At 39.4% G+C, this 15,577-nt stretch carries 12 protein-coding genes and 1 pseudogene; 11 read left to right on the top strand and 2 right to left on the bottom strand.

Annotated elements, in window-relative coordinates:
- The first annotated feature begins 211 nt into the window (after positions 1 to 211).
- The 8 genes from sstT (at position 212) to CYK47_RS12095 (ending at position 8,457) form a co-directional block, all read left to right on the top strand.
- Entirely contained in the window at positions 212 to 1,408 is a 1,197-nt protein-coding gene (gene sstT, locus CYK47_RS12130; RefSeq protein ID WP_122902113.1) for a serine/threonine transporter SstT, read from the top strand.
- 33 nt (positions 1,409 to 1,441) lie between these two features.
- Positions 1,442 to 2,110 carry a YoaK family protein gene (locus tag CYK47_RS12125; protein WP_122902131.1) on the top strand — a complete coding sequence of 223 codons (669 nt, stop codon included), beginning with the start codon at positions 1,442 to 1,444 and terminating at the stop codon, positions 2,108 to 2,110.
- Between the two features lie 13 nt (positions 2,111 to 2,123).
- Complete coding sequence (locus CYK47_RS12120) at positions 2,124 to 2,654, top strand: DUF2058 domain-containing protein (protein WP_122902112.1); 531 nt, start codon at positions 2,124 to 2,126, stop codon at positions 2,652 to 2,654.
- 155 nt (positions 2,655 to 2,809) lie between these two features.
- A complete protein-coding gene (locus CYK47_RS12115) occupies positions 2,810 to 4,024 on the top strand; it encodes a mechanosensitive ion channel family protein (RefSeq protein WP_122902111.1) in 1,215 nt (404 codons plus the stop codon).
- Positions 4,025 to 4,225: 201 nt separating this feature from the next.
- Positions 4,226 to 6,055: an ABC transporter ATP-binding protein gene (locus tag CYK47_RS12110; protein ID WP_122902110.1), complete on the top strand. Its 1,830-nt coding sequence runs from the start codon at positions 4,226 to 4,228 to the stop codon at positions 6,053 to 6,055.
- 15 nt (positions 6,056 to 6,070) lie between these two features.
- Positions 6,071 to 6,529 (top strand): MaoC family dehydratase, encoded by a 459-nt coding sequence (locus CYK47_RS12105; RefSeq protein WP_122902109.1) that lies wholly within the window; start codon positions 6,071 to 6,073, stop codon positions 6,527 to 6,529.
- Positions 6,530 to 6,628: 99 nt separating this feature from the next.
- Complete coding sequence (gene gcvH / locus CYK47_RS12100) at positions 6,629 to 7,003, top strand: glycine cleavage system protein GcvH (protein ID WP_122902108.1); 375 nt, start codon at positions 6,629 to 6,631, stop codon at positions 7,001 to 7,003.
- Positions 7,004 to 7,287: 284 nt separating this feature from the next.
- The gene (locus CYK47_RS12095; protein ID WP_122902107.1) at positions 7,288 to 8,457 is read left to right on the top strand and encodes an MFS transporter; all 1,170 of its coding nucleotides are present in this window, start codon (positions 7,288 to 7,290) and stop codon (positions 8,455 to 8,457) included.
- A gap of 62 nt (positions 8,458 to 8,519) precedes the next feature.
- Here the strand turns inward: CYK47_RS12095 and CYK47_RS12090 are convergent, their stop codons facing one another.
- Together CYK47_RS12090 and CYK47_RS12085 are read right to left on the bottom strand one after the other, a co-directional pair.
- Positions 8,520 to 9,707 carry a PilT/PilU family type 4a pilus ATPase gene (locus tag CYK47_RS12090; RefSeq protein ID WP_122902106.1) on the bottom strand — a complete coding sequence of 396 codons (1,188 nt, stop codon included), beginning with the start codon at positions 9,705 to 9,707 and terminating at the stop codon, positions 8,520 to 8,522.
- Positions 9,708 to 9,926: 219 nt separating this feature from the next.
- Positions 9,927 to 10,976: pseudogene (locus CYK47_RS12085) on the bottom strand (3-deoxy-7-phosphoheptulonate synthase).
- A gap of 743 nt (positions 10,977 to 11,719) precedes the next feature.
- Between CYK47_RS12085 and hppD the strand changes: the two are divergent.
- The 3 genes from hppD (at position 11,720) to CYK47_RS12070 (ending at position 15,450) form a co-directional block, all read left to right on the top strand.
- Positions 11,720 to 12,778 (top strand): 4-hydroxyphenylpyruvate dioxygenase, encoded by a 1,059-nt coding sequence (gene hppD, locus CYK47_RS12080; RefSeq protein ID WP_122902105.1) that lies wholly within the window; start codon positions 11,720 to 11,722, stop codon positions 12,776 to 12,778.
- A gap of 118 nt (positions 12,779 to 12,896) precedes the next feature.
- Positions 12,897 to 14,282, top strand: a complete 1,386-nt coding sequence (locus CYK47_RS12075; protein ID WP_122902104.1) for an amino acid permease — start codon at positions 12,897 to 12,899, stop codon at positions 14,280 to 14,282.
- Between the two features lie 4 nt (positions 14,283 to 14,286).
- Positions 14,287 to 15,450 (top strand): amino acid aminotransferase, encoded by a 1,164-nt coding sequence (locus CYK47_RS12070; protein WP_122902103.1) that lies wholly within the window; start codon positions 14,287 to 14,289, stop codon positions 15,448 to 15,450.
- Positions 15,451 to 15,577: the final 127 nt, after the last annotated feature.

The following is a 15,577-nucleotide window of genomic DNA, read 5'->3' as shown; positions in this document are numbered from 1 at the left end:
TTTGCTGATATCGCATGTTTTTTTGCATAAAAAGACGGCATAATTTACAGCAAAGAGCCGCTTTTAAAAAGCGGCTTCTATTTTTTATTATTTAAAAACATAGATTTAATTTTTATATCAAAATATTTTTTAAGACATTCAACTTTTCGGTATAAAATACCGTTTCATTTTGTATTTTTTTTGTCCTCGTAATTTCTGACAAGGCCTTCCTATGTTTTCAGCTTTTACGCGTTTGAGCTTAGTCACACGAATTGTGATTGCCATCATCTTAGGTGTGCTTGTGGCTGTGGTTACGCCGCAATATGCACCTTATTTAACGATTCTTGGCGATCTGTTCATTAAGGCACTCAAATCCGTTGCCCCAATTCTCGTATTTGTTCTGGTTTTGTCTTCTATTGCGAACTTTAAAGTCGGTAGTAGTAATGCTTATATTAAACCGATTATGTTGATGTACGCTGCTGGCATGTTCTTAGCTGCTTTAAGTGCAGTAATTGCCAGTATTATCTTCCCAAGTACATTATTTTTAGACTTGCCAGCGCAAGGCGAACTCACTCCTCCGGGTAGCCTGACAGAAATCTTTAGAAACTTACTTTTAAGCTTTATTGCTAACCCAGTCACTGCTATTGCAGAAGCAAACTTTATTGGTATTTTGGCCTGGTCAGTCGCCTTAGGCATCGCTTTCCGTCATGCCTCTGACACCACCAAAGGCGTGTTAAACGACGCTGCCAATGCCGTAAACGCCGTGATTCGTTTGGTGATTAGCTTTGCCCCTTTTGGTATCTTTGGTTTGGTCGCAGTGACCTTTGCCGATGCAGGATTAAACACTTTAATGAGCTATGCACAACTGTTAACGGTATTATTGGGTACCATGTTGTTTGTCGCCTTGGTGATTAACCCGATAATGGTGGGCTTTGTCACACGCGCAAACCCTTATCCGTTGGTGTTACAGTGTTTACGTGAAAGTGGTATTACCGCGTTCTTTACCCGTAGTTCTGCGGCGAATATTCCAGTCAATTTAGACCTAGCTAAACGTTTAGGTGTCCCTGAATCGACTGCCAGTGTTGCCATTCCTTTGGGTGCTGCGATTAATATGGCGGGTGCGTCTGTGACCATTACTGTATTGTCGCTGGCTGCGGTCAATACTCTAGGTATTCCGGTGAGCTTTACCACCATGCTCATTTTGTCTGTGGTTGCGACTGTCTCTGCATGTGGTGCCTCAGGTGTTGCCGGTGGTTCATTGCTATTAATTCCTGTGGCATGTGGTTTGTTTGGTATTTCATCTGATATCGCCATGCAAGTTGTTGCCATTGGTATGGTGATTAGTGTGCTGCAAGATTCAACTGAAACAGCCTTAAACTCATCAACAGATGTGTTATTTACTGCAGCAGTTGACCGCGGAATGCGCTAATATACCGTTGATTTGTATATTGATTATGAAATTATGCCTTTTCAGAATTTACCCAATTGGGTGCAATTAGGCGCATTCTTTCTTGCAGTGAATGCAGGAATGATTAATGTACTTGGCTTGATGACAGTATTACATCAAGCTATTTCACACATGACGGGTAATGTCAGTTTACTGGCAATAAGCTTAGTCCAAGGCAATGCAGATACATTACTGTATGCTTTAGCCATTATTATCAGTTACGTTTTAGGCTCGATGTATAGCGGTCTAATTCTGGCCAATAGCCACTTTCGCTTGGGACGCCGTTATGGCATTCCTTTAAGCTTAGTGGCTTTTTTTATTGTGTTGTGTTGGTGGTTTTTACCGTATTGGCCACGTTATGCACTCCTATGGGCCGCCGTGGCCATGGGTTTACAAAATGCTATGGTGAGTCATTATCAAGGGGCGATCATTCGTACCACGCATTTATCCGGGGTTTTGACTGACTTAGGTTTAGCCTTAGGGTATTTTTTGCGTGGTTTAAATGTTGGCCGCCGTCGAGTCATGTTGCATCTTTTGATTTTATTTGGCTTCTTAGGCGGTGGAATCATTGCCAGTTGGATTTATCCTTTATTACAATCCGATGCATTATTAGTACCTGCTGCTTTAAGCTTGGTGATGAGCTTAGTGTATTGGCTCATCTATTGGTATTATCGACACACTTAATTTGGGAAACGTTATGAAAAATGCATTACAGGCACAACTGCTAAAAGCCGGTTTGGTCGATAACAAAAAAGCGAAAAAACTTTCGAAACAAGCAGTGCATGAACAGCGCACTGGGCAAAGCAATGAAGCTGAACTCAAAGCCAAAATTGCCCAAGACCAACAAGCTAAGTTAGAAAAAGATTTAGCTTTGGCAGCTGAAAAGAAAGCCCAGTTACAACAAAAAGAGCTCAAAGCGGCCATCATTCAAATGATCAAACAGCATAAAATTAGTAATATTGATGGTGAAATCAGTTATCAATTTATTGATGGCACGATTAAAAAAATCTACCTGAATCAGCAAATTTATAATGCTTTAGTGGCCGGTTCTTTAGTAATTGCCAAAGATGGCGATAGCTATGCCGTTTTACCTAAAGCTTTGGCTGAACGTATTGATGCCAAAATGCAAGGCTTTATTTTGGTGAATAATTCACAGAAAAATGAAGACACCACTGATGAAGAAGATCCATACGCAGCCTATGTGATTCCTGATGATTTAATGTGGTAAGTTTTTTACATAAACCCGCCGTATGCGGGTTTTTTTGTATCTATTTCTTAAGATTAGGTTATTAATCCACCAATGGACTTTTTTTTAACCGCCTGCTCACTTAAGCTCTAATTCCATTTAAAACATGAGGTTTTATTTTGCAGCGCATTCAAACAATGACCTATCAGTTACAAACTTGGGCAGACCAGTATCCTTGGTTAGAAATGCTCACCTCGTTAAGTTTAGTCATATTGGTTGCTATTTTAGCCAACTTTATCGCCAAGCATGTGGTGGTTCGTGGTATTCGTGCGCTTATTGCGCGAATTAATAGTCAACACTACGACGTATTAACTCAGCATAACGTTATCCGCCGTATTGCGAATATCGTGCCTGCAATTGTGATTATGAATGGGGTTGTGACTGTAGCGCATCTTTCTGAAAAAGTGATCAGTCTCGTGCAAATGGCAGCTCAAGCTTTTATTTTCTTCACGATTGCTTTAGCCATTAGCGAGATTCTCAGCATCTTTAATGTGCTCTATCAACGCAATCCTAAATCACGCAATAAGCCAATTAAAGGTTATTTACAACTTGTTAAATTGATCATTTTTATTGTCTGTGGTTTGATGATCTTAGGGACTTTCTTACAAAAAGATGTCTTTACCTTATTGGCTGGCTTTGGTGCAATGGCAGCCGTGCTAATGTTGGTATTCCAAAATACCATTTTGTCCTTGGTCGCTTCGGTACAAATTTCCTCGTATGACATGGTCAGAATTGGTGATTGGATTGAGATGCCGTCATTAAATGCAGATGGTGATGTGATTGATATGTCTTTACATACCATTACCGTACAAAATTTTGATAAAACTTTAACGACCATTCCAACCAATAAACTGGTCACAGATACTTTTAAAAACTGGCGAGGTATGAGCAATGCGGGTGTGCGTCGCATGAAGCGCGCTTTGTTTATTGATCAAACCAGCATACATTTTATGACTGTAGATGAACAACAGCGTTTAAAAGAATTTTTACTCTTAGATCAATATCTAGATCATAAAAATTCTGAACTTGCGAATTTCAATCAGCAGTTATCTAACCAAGCCGTATATAACCAACGTCGTTTAACCAATTTGGGGACTTTTCGGGCTTATGTAGAATTCTATCTACGCCAGCATCCTGGTATTGCTCAAAATCAATCTATTTTGGTGCGTCAGTTACAGCCGACTGCACAAGGTTTACCTTTAGAAATTTATGCTTTTAGTAATACTACTGTGTGGAAGGATTATGAAGCCATTCAATCCGACATTTTTGATCACTTGATCGCAATTTTGCCAGAATTTGGTTTGAGTATTTACCAAGCCCCTTCTGGACAAGATTTTCAAGTTTTAAAATAATAACTCTAATTCTATCAAAGCTCAGTCCTACAATGCTGAGCTTTTTTATTTTTATCAAAACTATTCACAACCTTTAAACCGATGTAGTCTTTTTCGCCAATTTTTATCATACTGAGTATATCATCTGTTATGTTCCGCTCCTGATCTTATGCTGAAGCTGCGGGATAAAAGAATTATTCAGTTTTTAGAGTATTTGATCCTATGTTAAAGTGGTTTGAAAAGCGCGTAAATCCCTATCCGATGGAGGATTTAAACAAACCACTGCCCACTACATTTTTTGCTTTTGTGTGGCAAGCCTCTAAAGGCGTACGTCCTTATTTATTGTTTTTAGTACTGTGTACCGCAGGTGCCGCCAGTTTTGAAGCATTATTGTATGCCAAAATTGGCGATTTAGTGACTTGGCTCAGTCAAACAGCGCCACAAGACTTTTTAACACAGCATCAAAATAATCTAATTATTTTAACTTGTATCTTATTGGCCAATGTGGTTTTTGCGACCTTACAGTCCATCATTAAACATCAAATTTTATATAGCAGCTTTCCGATGCGCTTGCGCTGGCGTTTTCATAATTTACTGCTGCAACAAAGTTTGGATTTCTTTCATAATGATTTTGCTGGGCGTCTATCGGCCAAAGTGATGCAAACTGCGCTTGCAGTGCGTGAGTTTTGGGTAATTTTAGGCGACATGTTAGCATATGTCAGTATTTATTTTATCACTGTGAGTTTGGTACTCGGTGCTATTTCACCACTGCTCATCTTGCCATTGTTGCTCTGGTTGGCTTTGTTTGTGATCGCGGCTTGCTATTTTATTCCGCGCTTAAGCAAAATTTCCAATGAACAAGCCGATGCACGCGCCGTGATGACCGGACGTGTGACCGATGCTTATACCAATATTCAAACGGTTAAATTATTTGCCCATGCGGGGCGTGAAAGCCAATATGCCAAAGAATCCATGCAAAGTTTTATGGTCACCGTATTTAAGCAAATGCGTTTGGGAACAGGCTACGAAGTCAGCATTAAGGCACTCAGTTTGGTGCTGTATATAGGTGTACTCGGTACTGCAATCTGGTTATGGATCAATGGCCGTGCAGAACTGGGGATTATCGCTGCCACCACTGCCATGATTTTAAAACTCAACAGTATTGCTGAGTTTATGATGTGGCAAACTTCTGCCTTATTTGAAAATGTGGGCACCATTCAAGATGGCATGAAAACTCTAGGCAGTACTATTCATATTCAAGATGCGATAGATGCTAAACAGTTAGTGCTCTCTCAAGGTGAAATTGAATTTAAAAACCTTGAGTTTGCTTATAACGAACGTAAAATTATTGATGGTTTAAGCCTTAAAATTCATGCAGGTGAAAAAATTGGTATCGTTGGGCGTTCAGGTGCAGGTAAATCCACCTTAATTCAACTGTTATTGCATTTTTACCAGCCGCAACAAGGGCAAATTTTAATTGATGGACAAGATATTCAGAGCGTCACCCAAGATAGCTTGCGTAAAAATATTGCGCTTGTAACTCAAGATACCTCCCTATTACATCGTTCTGTGGCAGAAAATATTAAATATGGCCGTCCTGATGCCAGTGATGCAGAGATGTATGCTGCTGTGGCTAAAGCTAAGGCCGAGGACTTTATTCCTGAACTCACTGACTTACGTGGTCAAACAGGTTATGACGCTTATGTCGGTGAACGAGGGGTTAAACTCTCTGGTGGACAACGTCAACGTATTGCTATTGCGCGGGTATTTTTAAAAGATGCGCCAATTTTAATTTTAGATGAAGCCACCTCAGCGCTAGATTCTGAAGTTGAAGCCGCAATTCAAACTAGCCTCGATGAATTAATGCAAGGTAAAACCGTGATTGCTATCGCGCATCGTTTATCTACCATTGCGCAAATGGATCGTTTAATTGTACTTGATCAAGGTCAGATTGCTGAACAAGGCAGTCATGACGAATTGGTCGCTTTAAATGGGATTTATGCTAAGTTATGGCAGCGCCAAACGGGCGGTTTTCTCATGGATCAACAATAAACAATAAGGAACACAATGCTATATTTAGATGATTTAAGTGTAGGACAACGTTTTATTAGCAATCGCTATGAAATGCGTTTGGAAGAAATTCTACAATTTGCCAAACAGTATGATCCACAAAGTTTTCATACCGATACCGAGGCAGCCAAGCAGCATCAAATTTTTAAAGGTTTGGCGGCCAGTGGTTGGCATACCTCTGCCGTATGTATGCGGCTGTGGACAGAATGCATGCCTATCGCCAATGGTTTAGTTGGCACCGACTCACATGTGCGATGGCTTAAACCTACTCGTGCTGGTGATCAGATTCATGTTGAAGTGGAAATCACCCAAATACGTCGCTCGAAATCTAAACCGCATCAAGCCATTGTCAGTTATCATACAGAGGCACTCAATCAGCATCATGAACTGTTAATGACTTCAGACACTAATATTGTGGTATTTAGTAAAGTCAGTTCAGCTGCATCGACCAGTTAATTACGTTGCAATATCAAGCAGTTTAATGCATGAACAGCTTTTGTTTTTGCTCAAAAGCATGTATAACACAGCATAAAAGCACGTTGTAAGGAGTTATCCATGAATCACCCTTCAGAATTAAAATATGCACGTACGCATGAATGGGTAAAAATTGAAGGTGATCTTGTTGTTACCGGTATTTCTGATCATGCCCAAGATGCATTAGGCGATTTAGTCTATGTCGAAGCACCAGAAGTTGGACAACGTGTCACTGCGGGTGAGCAAGCGGGTGTTGTTGAATCTGTAAAAACAGCCTCAGATATTCATGCACCTGTTTCAGGTGTAGTTGTTGAAGTCAACCCAGATCTTGAAGATGATCCAGATTTTGTCAATGATGCCCCGTATAGCAAAGGTTGGATTTATAAAATTAAGCCTGATAATTTAGCTGATGTAGATGGCTTGTTATCAAGTGCCGACTACGAAGCAGGTTTATAAAATAATAAATGAGCAAGAATCAGCCGAAAGGCTGATTCTTGCTTAGCTATTATTTTTAAATATTTCAATAATCACATTAAGATATTTATTACCAACTATAATCAAAATGGCACTGATAAATTTCTAAAATTCTCACAATACGCTATACTTTTGTTTATTTTTTGCTTAATATGAGCTGTGTTTCTTCTTGCTGTCTTGCTTTAACGCTTGTTATCTCCTTCAAAAACTTTAATGTCCATGCCTTAAAACAAGCAGCCATTCTTGATTGATGTTTTAGGTTGCTTATGTCTCCTGCTCCTGTGTTGTGGAATAGATCATTCATTTTATGTCTATTCAATAATTTGTTTTTGTTTATTTTTTATTTTGCCCAAACCACTATTTTACCGATTTATATTTTAAATGAATTGGGTGGCACACTGACTCAAGCAGGTTTAGCAATGACTTTATTCATGCTTTCCTCTATCGCCGTGAGGCCATTTAGTGGCTTAATTATTGAAAAACTAGGCCGTAAAAAAACCTTATATCTGTCGGAAAGTTTATTCTGTCTATTTGCTGTTGCTTATATTTTTGCAGATAACCTGACTGCATTATTGGTGATTCGTTTTCTACATGGTATTTGGTTTAGTATTTTAACGACTGTAACCGTACCTATTGCCAATGATTTTATTCCTGCACAGCGTAAAGGTGAAGGAATGGGCTATTTTGTAATGTCGGTTAACTTAGGCATTGTGCTTGGGCCTTTGCTTGGTTTGACTTTAATGCAAGATTTTTCTTATTTATTTGTGACCAGTATTTTAGCGGGCATTATTGTTTTGGGTTTTATCTTTTGTTTTATGATTCCCATTGCTCAGTATATTCCAACGCCCCAGCCAGTTCAGCGCCGTTTAAGCTTAGATGATTTTATGGAGAAAAAGGCTTTATCTGTTTCTGTACTTGCTCTACTCATCTCCTTTTCTTATGCCAGTATTATGTCATATATCTCACCATTTGCGGATGCTAAAGGTTTACTCGAGTATGCAGGTTTATTCTTTGTGGTCTTTGCCGTTGCGATGATGAGCTTAAGACCGATCACCGGCAAAATTTACGATCGTAAAGGGCCAAGTTATGTGATTTATCCTGCGATTGCTTTATTTGCACTCGGTTTAGCTTTACTTAGTCAAATCCAAACCTTAACGGGCTTTATGTTAGCTGCAGTGTGTATTGGTATGGGGTTTGGTTCGGTACAACCATGTTTACAGACCTTGGCCATTCAACGTGCACCTAAAGCGCGAATTGGTCATGCGACTTCAACATTTTTTACTTGTTATGATATTGGCATTGCTTTAGGTTCTTTATTGTTAGGATTGATGATTGCTAAATATAGCTATAGTTTTGCGTATTTGGTTTGTGCTGCTTTAACTGTTTTGAGTTTGATTTTTTATGCTGTAGTTGTTAATTCTAAACTTAGATCTTAATGTTATTTTTTAAATGAAGGGAGTTTTGACTCCCTTGTTATTTTCATATTACTTAGGCTATTTTAACTCAACTCAGCTACAGGTTGAGGATCTTCATCACGCATGAAGTCTAAACCTGCTAGACTGTTTTCGGTCGGACGATGTTGATCTTCTCGCGTACTGTTGAGCTTAATTTGCAAACGTAGTTCATTCATTGAGTCGGCATTACGAATAGCTTCGTCATAGGAAATCGCCCCTTGGTTGTATAACTCAAATAAAGCTTGGTCAAAGGTTTGCATACCCAGTTCACGCGACTTTTGCATAATCCCTTTGAGTAGATGAAAATGCCCTTTTAAGATATTTTCACTAATTAATGGCGTGTTTAATAATATTTCTACCGCCGCACGGCGCCCTTGGCCATCTTGGGTACGAATCAAACGCTGTGACACAATGGCTTTCATATTGGAAGATAAATCCATTAAGACTTGATTGCGGCGCTCTTCTGGGAAAAAGTTAATAATGCGGTCTAAGGCTTGGTTGGCATTATTGGCATGCAGTGTGCCTAAACATAAGTGCCCTGTTTCAGCAAATGCAATCGCATGCTCCATGGTTTCTGTATCCCGAATCTCACCAATTAAGATCACATCAGGGGCTTGGCGCAATGTATTTTTTAAGGCATTGTGCCAAGAATGACTATCTACACCCACTTCACGATGGGTAATCATTGATTGTTTATGCTGATGCACGTATTCGACAGGATCTTCTACAGTAATAATATGCCCTGCTGAATGTTCGTTACGATGATCAATCATGGCAGCTAAAGAGGTAGATTTACCTGAGCCTGTGGCGCCTACCACTAAAATTAAACCACGTTTTTCCATCATCACGTCTTTAAGCTTTTCTGGCAGTTGCAGTTTGTTAAAGTTTGGAATCTCCGCGGTAATGGTACGAATCACCATCCCAACGTGATGTTGCTGCTGAAAAATATTGACACGAAAACGTGAAACATGCGGTACGTTAATGGCAAAGTTACATTCTAAATTCGCTTCAAATTCACTTCGTTGCTTATCATTCATTAAACTATAAGCAAATAACTTGGTTTTTTCCGCCGATAAAGCTTGCTGAGAGAGTTTTTTCATGACCCCTTGATGCTTCATACTCGGTGGGAAATCCGCAGTAATAAATAAGTCTGAGCCGCCAAACTCAAACACTTTCCCCAACATATGAAACATGAAGCGTTGTGCTTCATCTAAAAGTTCTACGTTATACATGCTCTTGAACCTAACTTAGCTTAAATCCCGAGTAATTTAATAAGAATTACTTATTAAACAAAAACTTAGGGGTTTTTATTTTATGCTGCATCATGGCAAACTCAAGCTTAAAAGACAAATTTTAGCTTTGCCAAATAGCACGCACTTTTTCAAGATTTCTTGCGCATAGGCATAAAAAAAGATGCCTCGAATGGGCATCTTTTTTTGAATGTTGTTATTTTAAGCGCTTTGCGCCAATTGCTGTACAGCTAAAGTGGAAGCAACTTCTAAAAATAGTGCTTCGGTTTTCTCCCAACCTAAGCAACCATCTGTAACCGACTGACCGTAATTCATGTCGCACGAGATTTTTTGTGCGCCATCTTGTAAATGACTTTCCAGCATTACACCACGAACTTGCGTCTGTGGACGCTCAGCAATAATAGTTTTTAATACTTCAGGTTGTAACAATGGATTTTTACTGCTGTTGCCATGGCTACAATCAATCACCAAAGCAGGCAGCGCAGTTTTCGCTTGTGCTTGAATAGTCCGAATGGCAGCTAAGCTGTAGTTTGGACCTGAATTAGCACCACGTAAAATTAAATGCGCATGAGGATTACCGCGTGAGCTTAAAATTGCAGGTAAACCACTTTGGCTTAAGCCTAAGAATTGATGTGGCTGACTCGCAGATTGAATTGCATCTAAAGCAATTTGAATTTAGCCGTCTGTGCCATTTTTGAAGCCTACAGCAAATGGCATTTGGCTGGAAATTTCACGGTGAATTTGCGATTCACTGGTACGTGCCCCAATAGCGCCCCAAGCTAAAAGGTCATCAAAATAAGCAGTTGCCATTGGACTTAATATTTCAGAAGCTAAAGGCAAACCTATTGCAATAATTTTTAAGTATAAAGCGCGCGATTTTTCTAGGCCCAACTGCATGTTGTTTGAGCCATCTAAATTTGGATCGTAAAGAAAACCTTTCCAGCCTACTGTTGTACGTGGCTTTTCAATATAAGCACGCATCACAAATACAATGTGATCTTGCACTTGTTGTTGTAATTTTTGTAGTTTTTCTGCGTACTCTAACACTGCAGCTTCATCATGAATTGAGCATGGCCCTGTCACAATCAGTAAGCGTGAATCTGTACCATTTAAAATATTTTCAATGGTTTGGCGCTGAGCTGCGACTTGTGCAGCGAAAGGTGCAATTAAAGGCAATTGCTGTTTGAGTTGTTGTGGTAAGACTAAAGTGGTTTCTTGCTGAGCATGTAGTGCAGTATTTAAAGCATTCATGATTGTTTTTCCTCTAGACGCATTAGCGTCTTATCTTTTATTTGAGCGTTATGGGTCTATTCAGATGGCGGCTAAGTTGCATAAAGTAAAACCAATACACGTTGCTAAAATATGAATTTTTAAATGTAAACATGATATTTCTCCAAAAACGCAAGACATAAAAAAACCTGAGCGGGTTGCCGCTCAGGTATATCTGGTGGGCAACCTTTTTTGTGCCCGAACGCCGTCAGGGCAACTATTTAAATTGCCAAAAATAAAAATAAGCGTGAACGGTTGCAGGTTGCCAAAGCATGTGAATGTCTTGTCATAAAATTTTAACTTGTAAAATAACATACGCGCTCTTTAGTGGTTTGACAATGTTTTTATTTAAAAAAATAGTTGAGGATTCATAAACTTATTTTTATTACAAAACTGATTAAAATATGAACACATTTTATTGTATTGATTTTTATTAAAAATAAAAATGATATATCAATACTTTAGCTTATTTTACAACTTACAAATCCTCATAAGATTACAAAAATTAACAAACAGCAATGCCCTATTAATAAAAACAATTTATTATGAATATCATTAATTTATTTTATGTTAATTATTTTTTACGTAATTAAATTACGTATTTCGTAATTTAGACCTCTTGCTTACAAATTTTAGCTTGTTAAGATGAGCGCATTCACCTCAAGGCTTGAGGTCTAAAGATTTAAAAATGCAATTGGATTGCAGATAAAAAAGAGGATAATTTTATGCACACGATGGCAAACCCACTGCAACTTTGTGGTTTCGAATTTATTGAATTTGTCGGTCAACAAGGTTCATTGGATGAGATTTTTCATACCCTTGGTTTTACTCATGTGGCCCAGCATAAATCCAAACGTGTGAGCTTATGGCGCCAAGGTGGCATTAATCTGATTTTAAATTATCAACCTGAATCTTATGCCTCGGCATTTTTTAACCAACATGGTCCAGGTGCATGCGCTATGGGTTTTCGTACGCAAGATGCCGCAGCCGCGTATCAACAAGCTTTAAAGTTAGGTGCAGTAGCATTAGACAATGTGGTGGGGCCGATGGAATTGAATATTCCAGCGATCCAAGGCATTGGCGGCGCGCCGATCTTTTTAGTGGATTGTGATATTTATAGCCAAGACTTTGTGTTTTTAGATGGTGTTGATCCACACCCAGTCGGTACAGGTTTATATGAGATTGATCATTTAACCCATAATGTTGAAAAGGGTCGTATGCAATATTGGGCAGATTTTTATGAAAAAATCTTTAACTTCCAAGAAATTCGCTATTTTGACATTAAAGGTGAATATACTGGTTTAACTTCTAAAGCCTTAACTGCACCAGATGGTAAAATCCGTATACCATTAAATGAAGATTCAGAACAAGGTAATGGTCAAATTGCTGAATTTTTAAAAGAATTTAATGGCGAAGGTATTCAACACATTGCTTTTGCGACCGATGATTTGCTTGGCACTTGGGATAAGCTAAAAGCACTAGGGGCTAAATTTATGACCCCACCGCCTGCAACCTATTATGAAATGTTGGCGGAGCGTCTACCCAATCACGGCGAACCGACCGAACAATTACAACAACGCGGCATTTTACTCGACGGCAATACCCAAGGCGAAAAACGCTTGTTGCTACAAATTTTCTCAGAAACCATGATTGGTCCTGTGTTCTTTGAGTTTATTCAGCGCAAGGCTGATGACGGCTTTGGCGAAGGTAATTTCAAAGCATTATTTGAGTCGATTGAACGTGACCAAATCCGTCGTGGTGTATTAGACATCTCACACGGTTAATTTATCTTCTGTTATGGACCTAATTGTCTAAGGTATCGGCATTAAGCGGATACCTTAGCCCTTTTTTAGTTGTAGATCGGCAAAAATAACAATAACGCCGCAACACGGATGATGAACCATGCATAGCTCTGAATCAGGCCAACTGAAAAAAGGCCTTAAAAATCGTCATATTCAATTAATAGCCTTAGGCGGCTCAATTGGAACAGGTTTATTTCTCGGTGTTTCCCAAACCATTCAACTGGCAGGACCTGCTGTTATTTTAGGTTACGCCATCGCTGGTTTGATTGCCTTTTTAATGATGCGTCAATTGGGTGAAATGATTGTACATGAACCCGTCAGTGGTTCATTTAGTCATTTTGCCTATAAATATTGGGGCAAATTTGCAGGCTTTATGTCGGGCTGGAACTACTGGGTGCTGAATGTTTTAGTATGTATGGCAGAACTCAGTGCCATTGGCTTGTACATTCATTATTGGTGGCCGGAATTGCCGACGTGGATCTCTGCCTTAGGCTTTTTCATTTTTATTAATGTGATTAACTTATTGCATGTCAAAATTTTTGGTGAAATGGAGTTTTGGCTATCCATTATTAAAGTCGTAGCCATTATCGCCATGATCGCTTTTGGTAGTTATTTACTGGCCAGTGGTTCAGGTGGCTCAAGCGCTTCTTTAAATAATTTATGGGAATTGGGTGGCTTTTTCCCGAATGGCGTGATGGGTTTAGTCATGGCAATGGCGATGATTATGTTTGCCTTTGGTGGCATTGAATTGGTCGGTATTGCAGCAGCAGAAACTGACAATCCACAAAAAACCTTACCTAAAGCAATTAATCAAATTGTCTATCGCGTATTGCTATTTTATATCTTGACCTTAGTGGTGATTTTATCCTTATATCCGTGGAATCAAATGGCACAAGGCGGCAGTCCGTTTGTCCTAATTTTTGACTCTTTAGGTAGTCAAGGCGTGGCAACAGCTTTGAATTTCATTGTGCTCAGTGCTGCGGTTTCTGTTTATAACAGTACTAATTACTGTACCAGTCGCATGTTGCTAGGCTTGGCTCAACAAGGTAATGCACCGCAGTTTTTAGCCAAGATTAATCCGCGTGGTATTCCAGTCAATGCCCTGATGGTGTCGGCATTTTTTACCTTATTGTGCGTATTGTTGAACTTCCTGTTCCCAGAAACAGCCTTTAGCTTACTGATGATGCTGGTTGTCGCTGCAATTGTGATTAACTGGGTGGTGATCTCCTATACTCATCTCAAGTTTAAGCAATATATGCTAAGAAATGCACAAGCGACGCTGTTCCCTAGTTTATTTTATCCATTTGGCAATTATTTATGTATTGCTTTTATGGCGGGTATTTTACTGATTATGAGTCAAAGCCCAATGCGCGTTGCAGTGTTACTGTTGCCATGTTGGATTGCAATTTTAACCCTTGCTTATTATGTACAACAAAAGAAACTTGCCAATAAAGCTTTAAGCAGCAAACTTAATATTTCAGGATAATGTTATGTTTAATCATATTCCCACTTATGCTGGCGACCCCATTTTATCCTTAATGGACGCTTATCAAAAAGATCCGCGTGCTCATAAAGTTAATTTAAGCATTGGCTTATATTATGATGAACAGCAACAAGTGCCTCAACTGCAAGCTATTCAACAGGCTTATGCTGACTTAGACACCCAACTGAAACAGGTTAAATTATATTTACCTATGTCAGGTCTTCAGCGCTTTAATCAAGCTTCACAGCAGTTGATTTTCTCAACTGCTGACCCAGCAGCGTTGGATCGGATTGCTACAGTACAAAGTTTAGGCGGTTCTGGTGCTTTAAAGTTAGCTGCTGATTTTATTCATCAGTTTTTTCCGAACAGTCAGCTATGGGTCAGCAATCCAACTTGGGAAAATCACATCAGTATTTTTACTGCCTCAGGTGTCAACTGTCATACTTATCCTTATTATGATGCCAGCACGCAAGGCGTAGACTTTAAGGGTATGCTGGATTGTTTAAACACATTAGCCCCAAAAAATGTCGTATTGCTACATCCGTGTTGCCATAATCCTACAGGTGCTGACTTAAGCCAAGCACAATGGGATCAAGTCATCCAAGTGCTAAAAACGCGTGAGTTAATTGCTGTGTTTGACATGGCTTATCAAGGTTTTAGCCAAGGGTTACAGCAAGACAATTATGCCATTTGCCAAGCACTACAGGCGAATTTAAGCTTTATGGTCAGCCATTCCTGCTCTAAGATTTTTTCTTTATATGGTGAACGTGTCGGAAGTTTAAGTATTGTTTGTCCTGATACAGAGGCACGCATTCGGGTAGAAGGTCAGCTAAAATCCTTAGTCCGTAAGATTTATTCGAGCCCACCAAGCACAGGCGCACTTTTGGTGAGTCATGTGCTCAACACCCCAAAGTTATATGCTCTGTGGCAGCAGCAAGTTGAAGAAATGCGTTTACGCATGCAACAGATGCGGCAGTCTTTACGTGATCAGTTAGAGCAAGCATTAGAGCACGATTTCTCTTACCTCACTACGCAACAAGGTATGTTTAGCTATACGGGATTAAGTCCTGCACAAGTGCAGCAATTACGCGATGACTATGCCATTTACTTGGTTGGAAGTGGGCGTTTATGTATTGCGGGTCTTAATCAAAAGAACTTAAGTTATGTGTAGGCGTCCGCTGAACACACCTTATGAATTCATCCTATAAGCCTTAATTTAGTCCCCACTTAAAAACAAGTGGGGACTAAAATTTATGACTATAAATCACCAGACATCCATCGCATCTCTTGCGAAAAAA

Origin of the sequence: Acinetobacter sp. B51(2017), from assembly GCF_003711395.1 — a bacterium.
GTDB lineage: Bacteria > Pseudomonadota > Gammaproteobacteria > Pseudomonadales > Moraxellaceae > Acinetobacter.
The sequence above is the reverse complement of the archived record's forward strand: the minus strand, read 5'-3'. Positions and strand labels throughout refer to the sequence as shown.